The 14,440-nt window shown below is 71.3% G+C and carries 13 protein-coding genes and 5 tRNA genes; 6 read left to right on the plus strand and 12 right to left on the minus strand.

Annotated elements, in window-relative coordinates; translation table 11 throughout:
• The first annotated feature begins 34 nt into the window (after nt 1-34).
• Nucleotides 35-256 carry a hypothetical protein gene (locus ACF9IK_RS12205; RefSeq protein WP_392883854.1) on the plus strand — a complete coding sequence of 74 codons (222 nt, stop codon included), beginning with the start codon at nt 35-37 and terminating at the stop codon, nt 254-256.
• A 356-nt stretch (nt 257-612) separates the two neighbouring features.
• On the opposite strand, the gene ACF9IK_RS12210 is transcribed toward ACF9IK_RS12205, so the two are convergent.
• The 4 genes from ACF9IK_RS12210 to leuC form a co-directional block, all read right to left on the minus strand.
• Nucleotides 613-1,326 (minus strand): HU family DNA-binding protein, encoded by a 714-nt coding sequence (locus ACF9IK_RS12210; protein ID WP_395294252.1) that lies wholly within the window; start codon nt 1,324-1,326, stop codon nt 613-615.
• Between the two features lie 133 nt (nt 1,327-1,459).
• Entirely contained in the window at nt 1,460-1,807 is a 348-nt protein-coding gene (locus tag ACF9IK_RS12215) for a hypothetical protein (RefSeq protein ID WP_395294253.1), read from the minus strand.
• Nucleotides 1,808-1,989: 182 nt separating this feature from the next.
• Nucleotides 1,990-2,586, minus strand: a complete 597-nt coding sequence (gene leuD, locus ACF9IK_RS12220; protein WP_395294254.1) for a 3-isopropylmalate dehydratase small subunit — start codon at nt 2,584-2,586, stop codon at nt 1,990-1,992.
• A gap of 5 nt (nt 2,587-2,591) precedes the next feature.
• Complete coding sequence (gene leuC / locus ACF9IK_RS12225) at nt 2,592-4,013, minus strand: 3-isopropylmalate dehydratase large subunit (RefSeq protein WP_395294255.1); 1,422 nt, start codon at nt 4,011-4,013, stop codon at nt 2,592-2,594.
• A gap of 231 nt (nt 4,014-4,244) precedes the next feature.
• Between leuC and ndgR the strand changes: the two genes are divergently transcribed.
• Nucleotides 4,245-4,958: an IclR family transcriptional regulator NdgR gene (gene ndgR / locus ACF9IK_RS12230; protein ID WP_148642806.1), complete on the plus strand. Its 714-nt coding sequence runs from the start codon at nt 4,245-4,247 to the stop codon at nt 4,956-4,958.
• A 105-nt stretch (nt 4,959-5,063) separates the two neighbouring features.
• Here ndgR and ACF9IK_RS12235 read toward each other — a convergent pair.
• From ACF9IK_RS12235 to ACF9IK_RS12270, 8 genes are all read right to left on the minus strand, one after another.
• Nucleotides 5,064-5,138, minus strand: a tRNA-Gln gene (locus ACF9IK_RS12235).
• A gap of 59 nt (nt 5,139-5,197) precedes the next feature.
• Nucleotides 5,198-5,273: transfer RNA gene (locus ACF9IK_RS12240), tRNA-Glu, on the minus strand.
• 26 nt (nt 5,274-5,299) lie between these two features.
• A tRNA-Glu gene (locus tag ACF9IK_RS12245) sits at nt 5,300-5,372 on the minus strand.
• Between the two features lie 26 nt (nt 5,373-5,398).
• A tRNA-Glu gene (locus tag ACF9IK_RS12250) sits at nt 5,399-5,471 on the minus strand.
• Nucleotides 5,472-5,520: 49 nt separating this feature from the next.
• Nucleotides 5,521-5,592 (minus strand) — tRNA-Gln (locus ACF9IK_RS12255).
• A 213-nt stretch (nt 5,593-5,805) separates the two neighbouring features.
• Nucleotides 5,806-7,305 (minus strand): glutamate--tRNA ligase, encoded by a 1,500-nt coding sequence (gene gltX, locus ACF9IK_RS12260; protein WP_395294256.1) that lies wholly within the window; start codon nt 7,303-7,305, stop codon nt 5,806-5,808.
• Entirely contained in the window at nt 7,298-8,098 is an 801-nt protein-coding gene (locus tag ACF9IK_RS12265) for a fumarylacetoacetate hydrolase family protein (protein ID WP_395294257.1), read from the minus strand. The genes gltX and ACF9IK_RS12265 overlap by 8 nt, the downstream gene beginning before the upstream one ends.
• 250 nt (nt 8,099-8,348) lie before the next feature.
• Entirely contained in the window at nt 8,349-8,573 is a 225-nt protein-coding gene (locus ACF9IK_RS12270) for a hypothetical protein (protein WP_395294258.1), read from the minus strand.
• A 790-nt stretch (nt 8,574-9,363) separates the two neighbouring features.
• On the opposite strand from ACF9IK_RS12270, the gene ACF9IK_RS12275 reads away from it, so the two are divergent.
• From ACF9IK_RS12275 to ACF9IK_RS12290, 4 genes are all read left to right on the plus strand, one after another.
• The gene (locus tag ACF9IK_RS12275) at nt 9,364-12,765 is read left to right on the plus strand and encodes a nitrate- and nitrite sensing domain-containing protein (RefSeq protein ID WP_428846383.1); all 3,402 of its coding nucleotides are present in this window, start codon (nt 9,364-9,366) and stop codon (nt 12,763-12,765) included.
• An 11-nt stretch (nt 12,766-12,776) separates the two neighbouring features.
• Entirely contained in the window at nt 12,777-13,190 is a 414-nt protein-coding gene (locus tag ACF9IK_RS12280; protein ID WP_097236138.1) for a roadblock/LC7 domain-containing protein, read from the plus strand.
• A gap of 158 nt (nt 13,191-13,348) precedes the next feature.
• The gene (locus ACF9IK_RS12285; protein WP_329924275.1) at nt 13,349-13,774 is read left to right on the plus strand and encodes a DUF742 domain-containing protein; all 426 of its coding nucleotides are present in this window, start codon (nt 13,349-13,351) and stop codon (nt 13,772-13,774) included.
• Complete coding sequence (locus ACF9IK_RS12290) at nt 13,755-14,333, plus strand: GTP-binding protein (RefSeq protein WP_238951343.1); 579 nt, start codon at nt 13,755-13,757, stop codon at nt 14,331-14,333. Before ACF9IK_RS12285 ends, ACF9IK_RS12290 begins: the two co-directional genes overlap by 20 nt.
• The last annotated feature ends 107 nt before the right edge of the window (nt 14,334-14,440 follow it).

Consider the following 14,440-nt stretch of genomic DNA (forward strand, 5'->3'; position numbering starts at 1 on the left):
GGGGCCGGGCCGCAGCGCTCGCTATGCTGCTGCCATGCAGGCCACCGCGTTCACCTTCGACCCCGCCACCCGGGCCGGCTCCGTGCTGCTCGACGACGGGACCCCGGTGCCGTTCGACGCGGCCGCCTTCGACGCCGGCGGCCTGCGGCTGCTGCGCCCCGGCCAGCGGGTGCGGATCCGCACCGAGGGCACCGGCGAGGCCCGCCGGGTCGTCTTCGTGACGCTGCAGACCTTCCCCGACCCGGCCGAGGCCTGACGCCTCGGGCGACCTCCGGGTCCGGCCGGCACAGGGCCGTCCGACAGCGGGCCGTCCGACAGCGGGCGCTGAAGAGGTGCGCCAACCAAAGAGGCGCATCGGCGCCGCCGCGCGCCCCTGTCACACCCCCGCGCGCCCGCCGCACCGCCGCCCTTGTCGCACTTCCCGTGGCGGGCCGGCCCGGGCAGCGCCGTTCCGCGGTGCGGTGCCCGAACGCCCGACACCCCCGTCACGCCCCGCCACGCCCCGCCACGCCCGGCCGCGCCCGGCCGCGCCCGGAAAGCGAAGAGCCGTGGCGGCCCGCCCCCGGAGCTCCGGGAGGGGTGCGCCACGGCTCAGGAAAGCCGTCCGCGGACCTACTTCGCGGTGGTCTTGCGCGCGGTGGTCTTGCGGGTGGCGGTCTTCTTCGCCGGAGCCGTCTTCTTGGCCGTGGCGGTCGCCTTCTTGGCGGCGGCCGCGGTGGTCTTCTTGGCGGCGGCGGTGGTCGCCGTCTTCTTGGCAGCGGCCGTGGTCTTCTTGGCGGCGGTCGCGGTGGTCTTCTTCGCCGCGGCCGTGGTGGCCTTCTTGGCGGCGGTCGCCTTCTTGGCGGCGGCCGCGGTGGTCTTCTTGGCGGCGGCGGTGGTCGCCGTCTTCTTGGCAGCGGCCGTGGTCTTCTTGGCGGCGGCCGGGGTCGCGGCGGCGGCACGCTTGCTGGCGGCGCGCTTGGCGGCCGGGGTCGCGGCGACGCCGCTCTTGCCCGGGGTGAGGGAGCCCTTGGGGGCCTTCTTCACCGAGGGGCCTTCCTTCGGCAGCTTCTTGCTGCCGCTGACCAGGTCCTTGAAGCCCTGGCCGGGACGGAAGCGGGGCACCGAGGTCTTCTTGACCTTGACCTTCTCGCCGGTCTGCGGGTTGCGGGCGAAGCGCGCGGAGCGCTCCACCTTCTCAAAGGTGCCGAAACCGGTGACCGACACCCGGTCGCCGGCCACGACGGCGCGGACCATGGTGTCGAGCACTGCGTCGACGGCCTCTGCGGCAGCCTTGCGACCGCCCAGCTGCTCGGCCACCGCTTCGACAAGCTGAGCCTTGTTCACGTCTTCCCCTTCGGAAACGGGCGCCGGATGATTCCATCCGTTCATTTCGCACGTTAGGTATGTATCTGCGGACTTTCAATTACCAAACGCGCGAATCACCCTAGTGTCGCAATGGATTTGCGCGTCGGCGACCTCAGACGACGGGCGGGCGCCCGTCGTCGAGGCCCTGGACAAAGCGACTCAACCGCCTTGCCGCCTCCGGAAGATCGCGCTTGGCGGTCTCGGTGACGATCAGGAGTTGTCGGGTGAGAGCGGTCTTTGCATCGGCAGACACGTTCAGCGCATGCACGCGGGCGTGAGCTTGCTTCAACCGCTCGGCCACAAGCGCGTAGAGCGCTGCGACTTCCGGGTCGTCCAGCCCCTCAGCAGGTGAGGTGGCGGCGTCCGGCCGATCGTCAATTCGGCGTTCGGCTCCCCGGCCCGTGGACTCCGGTGACGCGGGTTCGCCGCCCGCGTACGGAGGTTCATGGTGCCGGTGCATGTACTGATTGTGCCATCTACCCGCAGTTGTGCTTGCGCGGGCCCCTGTGCGCCATTGCCAAATCGGCAATCGGCAGTGGGCCGGAGTGGCTAACTCCGGGGCCGGAACGGCGGATGGCCCGCCCCCCCGAGGGGAGGCGGGCCATCCGGCAGAACGTCAGAATGCCTGTTCTCCGACGCGGCTCAGGCCGCTGGCAGCGTACGCGGTTTGAAGGCCGGCCGGGTCGCCTCGAAGGCGGCGATGTCGGCCTCGTTCTGGAGGGTGATGCTGATGTCGTCCAGGCCGTTCAGCAGCCGCCAGCGGACGTTGTCGTCCAGCTCGAAAGAGGCCGTGACGCCCTCCGCGCGCACCTCGCGGGCCTCCAGGTCCACCGTGATCTCGGCGGTCGGGTCGGCCTCGGTGAGCTCCCAGAGCCGCTCCACGACGTCCTGCGGCAGAACCACCGTGAGCAGGCCGTTCTTCAGGGAGTTGCCGCGGAAGATGTCGGCGAACCGGGTCGAGATCACGGCGTGGAAGCCGTAGTTCTGCAGCGCCCAGACGGCGTGCTCGCGGGAGGAGCCGGTGCCGAATTCGGGGCCGGCCACCAGCACCGTGGCGCCCTGCCGCTCGGGCCGGTTGAGGATGAACGAGTCGTCCTTGCGCCAGGCCTCGAACAGGCCGTCCTCGAAACCGGAACGGGTGACCTTCTTCAGCCAGTGGGCCGGGATGATCTGGTCGGTGTCGACGTTGCTGCGGCGCAGCGGAACGGCGCGACCCGTGTGGGTGGTGAACTTCTCCATGCTGCTCAGGCCTCCACAGCGACGTCGGACGAGAGATCGGCGGGCGCGGCCAGTCGGCCCAGGACGGCGGTCGCGGCGGCGACCTGCGGGGAGACCAGGTGGGTGCGGCCGCCCTTGCCCTGGCGGCCCTCGAAGTTGCGGTTCGAGGTGGAGGCGCAGCGCTCGCCGGGCGCCAGCTGGTCGGGGTTCATGCCCAGGCACATCGAGCAGCCTGCGTGGCGCCACTCGGCGCCCGCGGCGGTGAAGACCTTGTCCAGGCCCTCCTCGACGGCCTGCAGGGCGACCCGCACCGAGCCCGGTACGACCAGCATCCGCACGCCGTCGGCGATCCGGCGGCCGTCCAGGATCGCCGCGGCGGCGCGCAGGTCCTCGATCCGGCCGTTGGTGCAGGAGCCGACGAAGACGGCGTCGACCGCGACCCCGCGCAGCGGGGTACCGGCCTCCAGGCCCATGTAGGCCAGGGCGTTCTCGGCGGCGATCCGCTCCTGCGGGTCGGCGAAGGAGGCCGGGTCCGGCACGGACGAGCCGAGCGGCGCGCCCTGGCCCGGGTTGGTGCCCCAGGTGACGAACGGCGTCAGCTCGTTCGCGTCGATGAAGATCTCGTGGTCGAAGACCGCGTCCTCGTCGGTGACCAGGGTCTTCCAGTACGCCACCGCGGCGTCCCAGTCCTCACCCTTCGGGGCGTGCGGACGGCCCTCCAGGTAGTCGAACGTGGTCTGGTCGGGGGCGATCATGCCGGCCCGGGCGCCCGCCTCGATCGACATGTTGCAGACGGTCATCCGGGCCTCCATGGAGAGGCTGCGGATGGCCGAGCCGCGGTACTCCAGGACGTAGCCCTGGCCGCCGCCGGTGCCGATCCGCGCGATGATCGCCAGGATCAGGTCCTTGGCGGTCACGCCCTCGGGCAGCTCGCCCTCGACGGTGATCGCCATCGTCCTGAACGGCGCGAGCGGCAGCGTCTGAGTGGCCAGCACGTGCTCGACCTGGCTGGTGCCGATGCCGAACGCGAGGGCTCCGAAGGCGCCGTGGGTGGAGGTGTGGGAGTCGCCGCAGACCACGGTCGTGCCGGGCTGGGTCAGGCCCAGCTGCGGGCCGACCACGTGCACGACGCCCTGCTCGACGTCGCCCAGCGAGTGGATCCGGACGCCGAACTCGGCGGCGTTGCGGCGCAGCGTCTCCAGCTGGACCTTGGAGACCGGGTCGGCGATCGGCTTGTCGATGTCGAGGGTCGGGGTGTTGTGGTCCTCGGTGGCGATGGTGAGGTCGGTGCGGCGGACCTTTCGCCCGGCCAGCCGGAGACCGTCGAAGGCCTGCGGGCTGGTCACCTCGTGGAGCAGGTGCAGGTCGATGAAGAGCAGGTCGGGCTCGCCCTCGGCGCGCCGCACGACGTGGTCGTCCCAGACCTTCTCTGCGAGTGTCCGTCCCATCGGATTCCCTCCAGCCGGCCGCGTTGCCGGCCTTCTCGTGTCGTCGGGTCAGTGCTTTCGCCGCCCTGTGAAGGCTCGCGTCGCGCGACCTGCACGCCGGATCGGTGTCCACGATGCGGACACTCTGTCGAGGTCGCATCCTGGATGTCTCCCGGGCTGCTGCATCCAGAGTGGCGCTTTTCGCGGAGGATTGAACTTGCGTCTCGCGGAATGAGACTGCAGTCTTAGGGCATGGACAACTCTAGCGGCGTCGGCGTTCTCGACAAGGCCGCTCTGGTGCTGAGCGCACTGGAGTCGGGCCCCGCCACGTTGGCGGGGCTGGTCGCCGCCACCGGTCTGGCGCGGCCCACGGCCCACAGACTCGCCGTCGCACTCGAACACCACCGACTGGTCACCAGAGACATGCAGGGCCGGTTCATCCTCGGCCCCCGTCTCTCCGAACTCTCCGCCGCGGCGGGTGAGGACCGGCTGCTCGCCACCGCGGGCCCGGTCCTGACCCACCTGCGCGACGTCACCGGCGAGAGCGCACAGCTCTACCGCCGGCAGGGCGAGATGCGGATCTGCGTAGCCGCCGCCGAGCGGCTCTCCGGCCTGCGGGACACCGTCCCGGTCGGCAGCACCCTGCCGATGAAGGCGGGCTCGGCCGCCCAGGTCCTGCTCGCCTGGGAGGAGCCCGAGCGGCTCCACCGCGGCCTCCAGGGCGCCCGATTCACCGCCACCGCGCTGAGCGGCGTCCGGCGACGGGGCTGGGCACAGTCCATCGGCGAGCGCGAGCCGGGCGTCGCATCCGTCTCCGCGCCCGTGCGCGGCCCCTCCAACCGGGTGGTGGCCGCCGTCTCCGTCTCCGGCCCGATCGAGCGCCTGACCCGCCACCCGGGCCGGCTGCACGCCCAGGCCATCATCGAGGCCGCCAACCGGCTCACCGAGGCCCTGCGCCGCGGCTGAGCCGCCGAACCGGCCGAAAGGGTCCGCGCACACCGTGCGCGGACCCTTTCCGCAGGAATACCCGGAAATGCGAAAGGCCCCGGATCACCGGGGCCTGCATTTCTCTGGCTGGGGTACCAGGACTCGAACCTAGACTAAATGAACCAGAATCACTCGTGCTGCCAATTACACCATACCCCAACAAAGCATTCAGCCGATGGGCGCGTCTCCTAGAAGACGACAACCACCGGCTTCCGCTCTGGTACCCCCGACCGGATTCGAACCGGCGCTACTGCCGTGAGAGGGCAGCGTGCTAGGCCGCTACACAACGGGGGCTTCCTGGCGATCCCTTGCGGGATCAGTACCCCCGACCGGATTCGAACCGGCGCTACTGCCGTGAGAGGGCAGCGTGCTAGGCCGCTACACAACGGGGGCTTCCTGGCGATCCCTTGCGGGATCAGTACCCCCGACCGGATTCGAACCGGCGCTACTGCCGTGAGAGGGCAGCGTGCTAGGCCGCTACACAACGGGGGCTTGATCTTCAGTTGTCCTGCTCGCACTGCTCGTACTTCAGGGTACTGCGCTGGGGTACCAGGACTCGAACCTAGACTAAATGAACCAGAATCACTCGTGCTGCCAATTACACCATACCCCACCAGAGTTGAACCCTCGTCGGGCCCCGCTCAGGCGTTGCGCCTCTCGTTCGGAACCGGCGGGGGTTTCGCTCCCTCGTCCGTTCCCTCCCGGGCGGCGCAGAAAGAACATTACCCGACGTCTGGCCTGGCTCCAAAATCGATAACCCCAGGCCGTGGCCGGGGCGGCTGCGGACCAGGTCGGAACCCGGCCCGCAGCCGTCCGCGGAGGGGCCTCAGGCAGCCGGGACGGCCGCCAGGGCGGCGCCCAGCCGGCGCAGCGTCTCGGGGCGCCCGAGCAGTTCCATCGACTCGAACAGCGGGGGCGAGACCCTGCGGCCGGTGACGGCCACCCGCAGCGGCGTGAAGGCGAACTTGGGCTTGATGCCCAGGCCGTCCACCAGGGCCTCGCGGAGCGCGGCCTGGATCGGCTCCGGGGCGAAGTCCGCCAGCGACTCCAGCGCCTTGATGCTGGCCTCCAGCACCGGGCGGGCGTCGGCGGTGAGCACCTTGGCCGCGTCGTCCGGGTCGACCGCGAAGTCCGCCGGGTCGACGAAGAGGAAGCCGGCCATGTTCACGATCTCGCTGAGCACGACCATCCGCTCCTGGGTGAGCGGCGCCACCTTGGCCAGCAGCTCCAGCTGCTCGGCGCTCGGCTCGGCCGGCAGCAGACCGGGGGCCTGCAGGTACGGCACCAGGCGGCGGACGAACTCCTCGGGCGCGAGCCTGCGCACGTGCTCGGCGTTGATGTGCTCGCACTTCTTCAGGTCGAAGCGGGCCGGGTTGGCGTTCACATCCGCGATGTCGAACGCCGCGACCAGCTGCTCCGTGCTGAAGACGTCATCCTCGGCGGAGAGCGACCAGCCCAGCAGCGACAGGTAGTTGAGCAGGCCCTCGGGAATGAAGCCGCGCTCGCGGTAGAGGTTGAGCGAGGCCTGCGGGTCGCGCTTGGAGAGCTTCTTGTTGCCCTCGCCCATCACGTACGGCAGGTGGCCGAAGCGCGGGGTGGTGCCGTTGCCGACGCCGATCTCGGCGAGCGCCGCGTAGAGCGCGATCTGGCGCGGGGTGGAGGAGAGCAGGTCCTCGCCGCGGAGCACGTGGGTGATGCCCATCAGCGCGTCGTCGACCGGGTTGACCAGGGTGTAGAGCGGCGCGCCGTTGGCCCGGACGATGCCGTAGTCGGGCACGTTCTCCGGCTCGAAGGTGAGCGTGCCGCGCACCAGGTCGTCGAAGGCGATGGTGCGGTCGGGCATCCGGAAGCGCAGGATCGGCTCGCGCTTCTCCAGCTTGTAGACGGCGACCTGGTCGTCCGTCAGGTTCCGGCAGTGGCCGTCGTAGCCGGACGGCTTGCCGGCCGCGCGGGCGGCCTCGCGGCGGGCGTCCAGCTCCTCGGTGGAGCAGTAGCAGTGGTAGGCGTGACCGGCCTCGTGCAGACGGCGCGCGACGTCGGCGTAGATGCCCATCCGCTGCGACTGCCGGTACGGCGCGTGCGGACCGCCGATCTCCGGACCCTCGTCCCAGTCGAAGCCGAGCCAGCGCATGGCGTCGAGCAGCTGGTCGTACGACTCCTCGGAGTCGCGGGCGGAGTCCGTGTCCTCGATCCGGAAGACCAGCGTGCCGCCGTTGTGGCGGGCGAAGGCCCAGTTGAAGAGGGCGGTGCGGACCAGGCCCACGTGCGGGTTCCCGGTCGGGGAGGGACAGAAGCGAACCCGAACGCTCGGGTCAGTGTTAGCCACGCTTGATCACCTTGTTGGTGAGAGTGCCGATGCCTTCGATGGAGACGGCGACCTCGTCGCCGACGTTGAGCGGGCCCACCCCAGCGGGTGTGCCGGTGAGGATGACGTCGCCGGGCAGCAGCGTCATGGCCTCGGAGACGTGGACGATCAGCTCGGCCACCGAGCGGATCATCAGGGAGGTGCGTCCGGTCTGCCGCAGCTCGCCGTTGACGGTGCAGGTGACGGCGAGGTCGGCCGGGTCGAGGTCGGTCTCGATCCACGGGCCGAGCGGGCACGCCGTGTCGAAGCCCTTGGCCCGGGCCCACTGGCCCTCGCGCTGCTGGACGTCGCGTGCGGTGACGTCGTTGGCGCAGGTGTAACCGAGGATCACCTCGGACACCCGGTCCAGCGGCACCTCGCGGCACATCCGGCCGATCACCACGGCCAGTTCGGCCTCGTGGTGGACGTCCGAGGAGAACGGCGGGTAGGCGATCGACTCGGTCGGGCCGATCACCGCGGTGGACGGCTTGAAGAAGGTCAGCGGGACGTCGGGGACGTCGTTGCCGAGCTCCGCCGCGTGCGCCGCGTAGTTGCGGCCCACCGCCACGATCTTGTTGGGCAGCATCGGGCTGAGCAGCCGGACGTCCTGGAGGCGGTAGCTCTCGCCGGTCGGCTGGGGCTGACCGAACGGGTGGCCGGCCAGCGCGTGGACGACCAGAGACTCGGGCCGGGCGGGATCGCCCTCGACCACGCCGAAGGAGACGCTGCCGGCGGCAGGACTCCCCTCCCGGACGGAAAACCTGGCAATGCGCACGGCTGGGCTACCCCTCGCTTCGTCGGCCGCCCGGGGCGCGCCCGGGCGCTGGTGGGCGCCCCGCCCTTGGTGGGCGCGGCCCCGTCAATCGTCGTCCAGGCTATCGCGCGGGCCCCTCGCCGTCCGCTTTGCCCCTGTTCAGCGCGGGTTGCGGCCGAGGACGACCGAGGGCGCCGTCGCGGCACCGGAACAGGTGCGGCCACGGCGCCCTGGGACGCGGGTGGGTTCGGCCCTCGCGGGCCGGCCGGGTTCAGTCCTGCGGGACGGCGACGACCGGGGCGACCATCAGCTTGGTGCGACGCGGGTTGGCGGTGCTCGACGGCAGCTCGATGCCGTAGGTCACCACGTCCTCGGACTTGCGGGCACCCGGGATCTTGCTGAAGTCCTCGACCGAGGCCAGCGTGGTCCGGCGCGGGTTCGCCGTCGAGCGGCAGGACAGCGTGGACTTGGTGGCGGCCTTCTTCGCCTGGGACATCGCGTCAGCACCTCGGGGTCGCGACCGGCGCACCGCTACGGATCGGCACCGGCCTGAGTGGTTCGGGGGATTGCGGGCAGGCTGAATCGAGGCCGTGCTCCGGATACAGCCAGGTTACGGATCTCATTCCACAGCCACCGTGACCAAAGCTACACATTGGCCTGTGATTTTGCTCACAAATTGGAAATCAATTCTCAAATATCCGACATGTCGCCGCATCAGGTTTCGCCGACATAATGCACATTCCGGACATTCGGGAAGGTCTGCTCGCCCTGTTGATCTAGGGCCAACTTGGCATGTATGCGTCGAGTGTCCGAAAAAGGTGGTATTCCGGTCCGGTTACCGCACAGTCTGTGAAATCGTGCGCGCGGTCGGTAGCGCCGCCGCGCGCACCCTGGCGGCCCTTGTTGGGATTCCCCGGCTGTGCTGGAATGCCACGGACCGTGGGTAGGGAGCAGTCCACCCCGGTGACCCGCTCTCCCGGACCGGCCGGGGAGCGGATGGAAACTCCACACCGTCCAGGCCGCGGCGACGCGGCGGGACGCCCGGTCCAGAGGTTGCGACGCCAGTGCAGGGACGTTTCAAAAGGGGTAGCGGCGCCGCGGGTGACCCGGAGTCGCGTGAGCCTGTGGCAGCCCCCCAGCAGGCGGCGGCGCTCGGTGGCCCGGCCGAGCCGGCGCCAGAAGTGGGCGGCCGCCCCGACGACAGCCGGGACGACCGGAAGTCCGCCCGGGACAAGCTGCGCAAGACCCTCACCCGGCGGCGCGCCACCGGTGTGAGCCGACTGGCGATGCGCAACTGGCGGATCCGCACCCGCCTGATCGCCCTGCTCACCCTCCCCGTGCTGGTCGCGCTCGTCCTCGGTGGCCTGCGCATCCAGACCTCGCTTGAGGCCTCGCAGCAGCTCGCCCAGATGGCCAACCTCTCCGACCTGGCCAAGAAGGCGACCAGCCTCGCCGACGCCCTGCAGAACGAGCGCGACGTCAGCGCCGGACCGATCACCCACGACCCGAACGCGCCGCTCGACGACGACATCGTCAACGCCCGCAAGATCACCGACGACCTGAACCGCACCTTCACGGCCTCCTCGGACAAGTTCGAGAACCTCGAACTCTCCGGCGGTAAGGCCCTGCTGTTCCAGATCCGCCGTGACCTGAACTCGATCTCCGACGCGCGCGGCAACCCGTACCAGAACAACCAGAACATCCAGGCCACGATCACCGCCTACGACGTGATCATCCGCGACCTGCTGGCGATCTCCCAGGACATCGCGCTCGCGTCCAACAACCGCGACCTGGTGCGCGCCACCCGCGCACTCCAGCAGTTCTCGCTGGCCAAGAACGTCACCTCGCAGCAGCGCGCGCTGATCAGCGCCGCGCTCGCGAACCCCAAGAACCCGGACCTCAGCCTGAGCGACGAGTCGTTCGGTATCCGCCTGCGCACGTCCTACGACAACGCGCTCACCGGGTTCAACAACATCTACACCTCGCACGACCTGGACAACCTGCGCGGCCAGCTCAGCTACAACAACGTCGTCGCCGACGCCGACCGCTACGCGCGCTCGATCCTCCAGCAGAGCGGTATCCACCAGACCGAGCCGGTCAGCTACAAGGACTGGTACGAGAAGATCACCGCCAAGATCACGGCCGAGCGCCGGATCGAGGCGAAGCTGATCGAGGACCTCGACGGTAAGGCCCAGGACCTGCAGGCCGCGGCCGACACCGAGGCCCTGATCACCGGTGCCGCCGTCGCCCTGGTGCTGCTCGTCGCCCTCGGTGGCGCCGCCGTCATCGCCCGCTCGATGGTGCGCTCGCTGACCCGCCTCCAGGCCGCGGCCGAGGACGTCGCCGAGCGGCGACTGCCCGAGCTGGTCAAGACGCTCTCCGAGAGCGACCCGCACGACGTCGACGTCACCGTCGAACCCGTGGCCGTCGACTCCACGGACGAGATCGGCCACGTGGCGCACGCGTTCGACATGGTGCACAGCGAGGCCGTCCGCCTCGCCGCCGAGCAGGCCCTCCTCCGCGGCAACATCAACGCGATGTTCACCAACCTGTCGCGCCGCAGCCAGGGCCTCATCCAGCGCCAGCTGTCGCTCATCTCCGAGCTGGAGAGCCGCGAGGCCGACCCGGACCAGCTGGCCAACCTCTTCAAGCTCGACCACCTCGCGACCCGCATGCGCCGCAACGGCGAAAACCTCCTCGTCCTCGCCGGTGAGGACCCGGGCCGCCGCTGGACCCGACCCGTTCCGCTGGTCGACGTGCTCCGCGCCGCCGCCTCCGAGGTGGAGCAGTACGAGCGCATCGAGCTCGCCTCGGTGCCGTCGGCCGAGGTCGCCGGCCGCGTCGTCAACGACCTCGTCCACCTGCTCGCCGAGCTGCTGGAGAACGCGACCTCGTTCTCCAGCCCGCAGACCCGCGTCCGGGTCACCGGCCACGCCCTGCCGGACGGCCGGGTGCTGGTCGAGATCCACGACACCGGTATCGGCCTCAGCCCCGACGACCTCTCCGAGATCAACGAGCGCCTCGCCAACCCGCCGACGGTGGACGTCTCGGTCTCCCGCCGCATGGGCCTCTTCGTGGTCGGTCGCCTCTCGCTCCGCCACGGCATCCGGATCCAGCTGCGCCCCAGCGACTCCGGCGGCACCACCGCGCTGGTCATGCTCCCGGTGGACGTGACCAACTCCGCCGACCGCCGTGCCCCCGGCCGCCCCGGCCCGGCGCAGGCCAAGCAGCAGCGCGGGGTCGCCCCGACGCCGCGCCAGCAGCGCCAGATGCCCGGTGGCCCGGGCGGCGGCCAGGCCGCGCTCGGCCAGGGTCCGGCGGGCGGCGCCCCGCAGGGCCGTCCGCAGCTCGGCCAGGGCGGTCCCGATGCGCCGGGCGGCCCGGGTGCGGGCCAGGGCGGGCGCAACGGCGGTCTGCCGACCCGACAGGTCGGCAAGGCGCTGCGCGACAACCCGACGGTCCCGCCGGGCCGGGCGCCCCAGCGGAACCCCCAGCAGAACCAGCAGCAGAACCAGCAGCAGAACCAGCAGGGCGGTCTGCCGCAGCGCACCCCTGGCCGCCAGGGCCCGCCGCAGGGCGGCCCCGGTGCGCCGGGTGCGCCCGGCGGCCTGCCCCGCCGCGGCCAGCAGCAGCCCGGTCCGGGCCCCCGGACCGGCGAGCAGCCCCAGCACGGCTGGGCCGACCAGTCGGGTCGTCCGGGTGGGCCGCAGGGCGCCGCCCGTCCGGGCAACCGCCCGCAGGACGGCCTGCCGCAGCGCGGCCGTCCCGGCCAGGCCCCGCAGGGCCCCGGCGGCCAGGCCCCGCAGGGTCCTCGCCGGCCGCAGCGCCCGGGTCCGCAGCAGCAGGGACGCCCCCAGCAGCTCCCGGCCCAGCAGGCCCAGCCCCAGCAGCCGCAGCAGGCCCAGCCGCCGCAGCTCCCGGCCCAGCAGGCCCAGCCGCTTCCGGCGGCCGAGTCCGCGATGGAGAGCACCGCGCAGTTCGCCCGGCCGCGCTTCGAGGCCAGTGAGATCGACCCGCGCGACCCGCTCGGCCTCGGCCTGGTCGAGCCGGTGCTGCCGGACGTGCCGAACCCGGCCCGTCCGGAGCCGGTCCGCCAGGAGCCGGTCCGCCAGGAGCCGATGGCGCTGCCGACCGGTCCCTCGCAGGGCGGTGCCCCGGGCTTCGAGTCTCCGGACCAGGCCCGGCCCCAGCCGCAGCAGGGCCAGCCGGGCGAGGCCGCGCAGGGCCGTGGGCAGCACTACCAGCCGCGCCGGCCGGGGACCACCGCTCCGGGCTTCGAGGACCAGCAGGCCCAGCAGGCCCAGCAGGGCCAGCAGGGCCAGGCCGGCGAGGCTCCGTGGCGCCCGTCCGCCAACGACGAGCGCTGGCGCCGGGCCGAACAGGTCCGCGAGCCCTCGACCAGCGGGGTCACCATGTCCGGCCTCCCGCGGCGGACCCCGCAGGCCAACCTGGTCTCCGGCACCGCCGAGGCGTCGCCGATGACCGGCCCCCAGGTGTCCCGTGCGCCCGAGGAGGTGCGCGGCCGGCTCACCAACCTGCGCCGCGGCATCCAGCAGGGCCGCCGGGCCGGTGCGGAGCAGACCTCCGGCCAGGGAAACCCTGGCTTCCACCATGGTGCCCAGCAGCCCGGGTTCGATAGTTTCGGTGGCCGGACCGACGGCAACGGCGCAGATCATCAGGAGCGTTGAAGTTGAATCAGATGAGCCAGGCCGCACAGAACCTGAACTGGCTGATCACCAATTTCGTGGACAACACCCCCGGGGTGTCGCACACGGTGGTGGTCTCCGCGGACGGCCTCCTGCTGTGCATGTCCGAGGGATTCCCACGCGACCGCGCCGACCAGCTCGCCGCGGTCGCCTCCGGCCTCACCTCCCTCACCTCCGGCGCGAGCCGGATCTTCGAGGGCGGCGAGGTCAACCAGACCGTCGTCGAGATGGAGCGCGGCTTCCTGTTCCTGATGGCCATCAGCGACGGCTCCGCCCTCGCCGTGCTGGCCTCCCCGGACAGCGACATCGGCCTCGTCGGCTACGAGATGGCCCTGCTCGTCGACCGCGCCGGCGCCGTCCTCACCCCCGCACTCCGCGCAGAGCTCCAGGGCAGTCTCCTGCACTGAGGCCTGCGCGGCGACACCACCCGTCCCACCTCCCCGCCGGGTCTGACCCGACCGGACCCGGCGCCTCACCCTCAGCTACCCTCAGGCAGCTGATTTCGCCTCAGCTGGCACCACCCAGCTGGAACCGGCTGCCCAAGGCTGCAGCACTAGGAGGACCCATGACCCCGCCTTCGACACCCGCCGGCCCGTACGGCAACGGGTACGGCAGCGGCTACGGCGGGCAGCAGTCCGACGGCTACGAGCAGCAGCCGCTGGTCCGCCCGTACGCGATGACCGGTGGCCGCACGCGGCCCCGGTACCAGCTCGCCATCGAGGCGCTGATCTCGACGACCGGCTCGGCCGAGCGGTCCGGCGGCCTGCTGCCCGAGCACGCTCGGATCGTGAACCTCTGCCGTGAGGTCAAGTCCATCGCGGAGATCTCCGCACTGGCCGGCGTGCCGCTCGGTGTGGCCCGCATCCTCGTTGCCGACCTGGCCGAGGCCGGTCTCGTCGCCATCCACCAGCCCGCCGCCGCGGGCGAGTCGGGCGGAACGCCCGACGTCACGCTGCTCGAAAGGGTCCTCAGTGGACTTCGCAAGCTCTAACGGAGCCACCCGCGCCACGACCTCGGCGAAGATCGTCGTCGCCGGCGGCTTCGGTGTCGGCAAGACCACGCTCGTCGGCGCCGTCTCCGAGATCAACCCGCTGCGCACCGAAGCCGTCATGACCAGCGCCTCCGCCGGCATCGACGACATCAGCCAGGTCTCCGGCAAGACGACCACCACCGTCGCCATGGACTTCGGCCGCATCACCCTCGACGAGGACCTCATCCTCTACCTGTTCGGCACCCCCGGACAGGACCGCTTCTGGTTCATGTGGGACGACCTCGTCCGAGGCGCCATCGGAGCCGTCGTCCTCGTCGACACCCGACGCCTCGCCGACTGCTTCCCCGCCCTCGACTACTTCGAGAACAGCGGACTGCCCTTCGTCGTCGCCCTCAACGGCTTCGACGGCCACCAGCCCCACACCCCCGACGAGGTCCGGGAAGCCCTCCAACTCGGCCCCGACACCCCCATCGTCACCCTCGACGCCCGTCGACGGGACAGCGCCAAGAGCGCCCTCATCACCCTCGTCGAACACGCCCTCCTCGCCCGCCTGCGCTAGGCGGAAACCGCAGGTCGGCAGCCCCGGCACCCCGTCCCGGCGACGGGGCGCCGGGGCACCTCGGCTTACGGACCGGTGTCGCCGGTGCAGAGCGCGCAAGACCCCCG

The sequence above is a fragment of the Kitasatospora hibisci genome, from assembly GCF_043950205.1.
Lineage (GTDB): Bacteria > Actinomycetota > Actinomycetes > Streptomycetales > Streptomycetaceae > Kitasatospora > Kitasatospora hibisci.

Excerpts from the sequence above, each read along its gene's own strand:
- ACF9IK_RS12205 (WP_392883854.1), top strand. The coding sequence starts at position 35 with ATGCAGGCCACCGCGTTCACCTTCGACCCCGCCACCCGGGCCGGCTCC.
- ACF9IK_RS12215 (WP_395294253.1), bottom strand. The coding sequence starts at position 1,807 with ATGCACCGGCACCATGAACCTCCGTACGCGGGCGGCGAACCCGCGTCA.
- leuD (WP_395294254.1), bottom strand. The coding sequence starts at position 2,586 with ATGGAGAAGTTCACCACCCACACGGGTCGCGCCGTTCCGCTGCGCCGC.
- leuC (WP_395294255.1), bottom strand. The coding sequence starts at position 4,013 with ATGGGACGGACACTCGCAGAGAAGGTCTGGGACGACCACGTCGTGCGG.
- ndgR (WP_148642806.1), top strand. The coding sequence starts at position 4,245 with ATGGACAACTCTAGCGGCGTCGGCGTTCTCGACAAGGCCGCTCTGGTG.
- ACF9IK_RS12270 (WP_395294258.1), bottom strand. The coding sequence starts at position 8,573 with ATGTCCCAGGCGAAGAAGGCCGCCACCAAGTCCACGCTGTCCTGCCGC.
- ACF9IK_RS12275 (WP_428846383.1), top strand. The coding sequence starts at position 9,364 with ATGCGCAACTGGCGGATCCGCACCCGCCTGATCGCCCTGCTCACCCTC.
- ACF9IK_RS12280 (WP_097236138.1), top strand. The coding sequence starts at position 12,777 with ATGAGCCAGGCCGCACAGAACCTGAACTGGCTGATCACCAATTTCGTG.
- ACF9IK_RS12285 (WP_329924275.1), top strand. The coding sequence starts at position 13,349 with ATGACCCCGCCTTCGACACCCGCCGGCCCGTACGGCAACGGGTACGGC.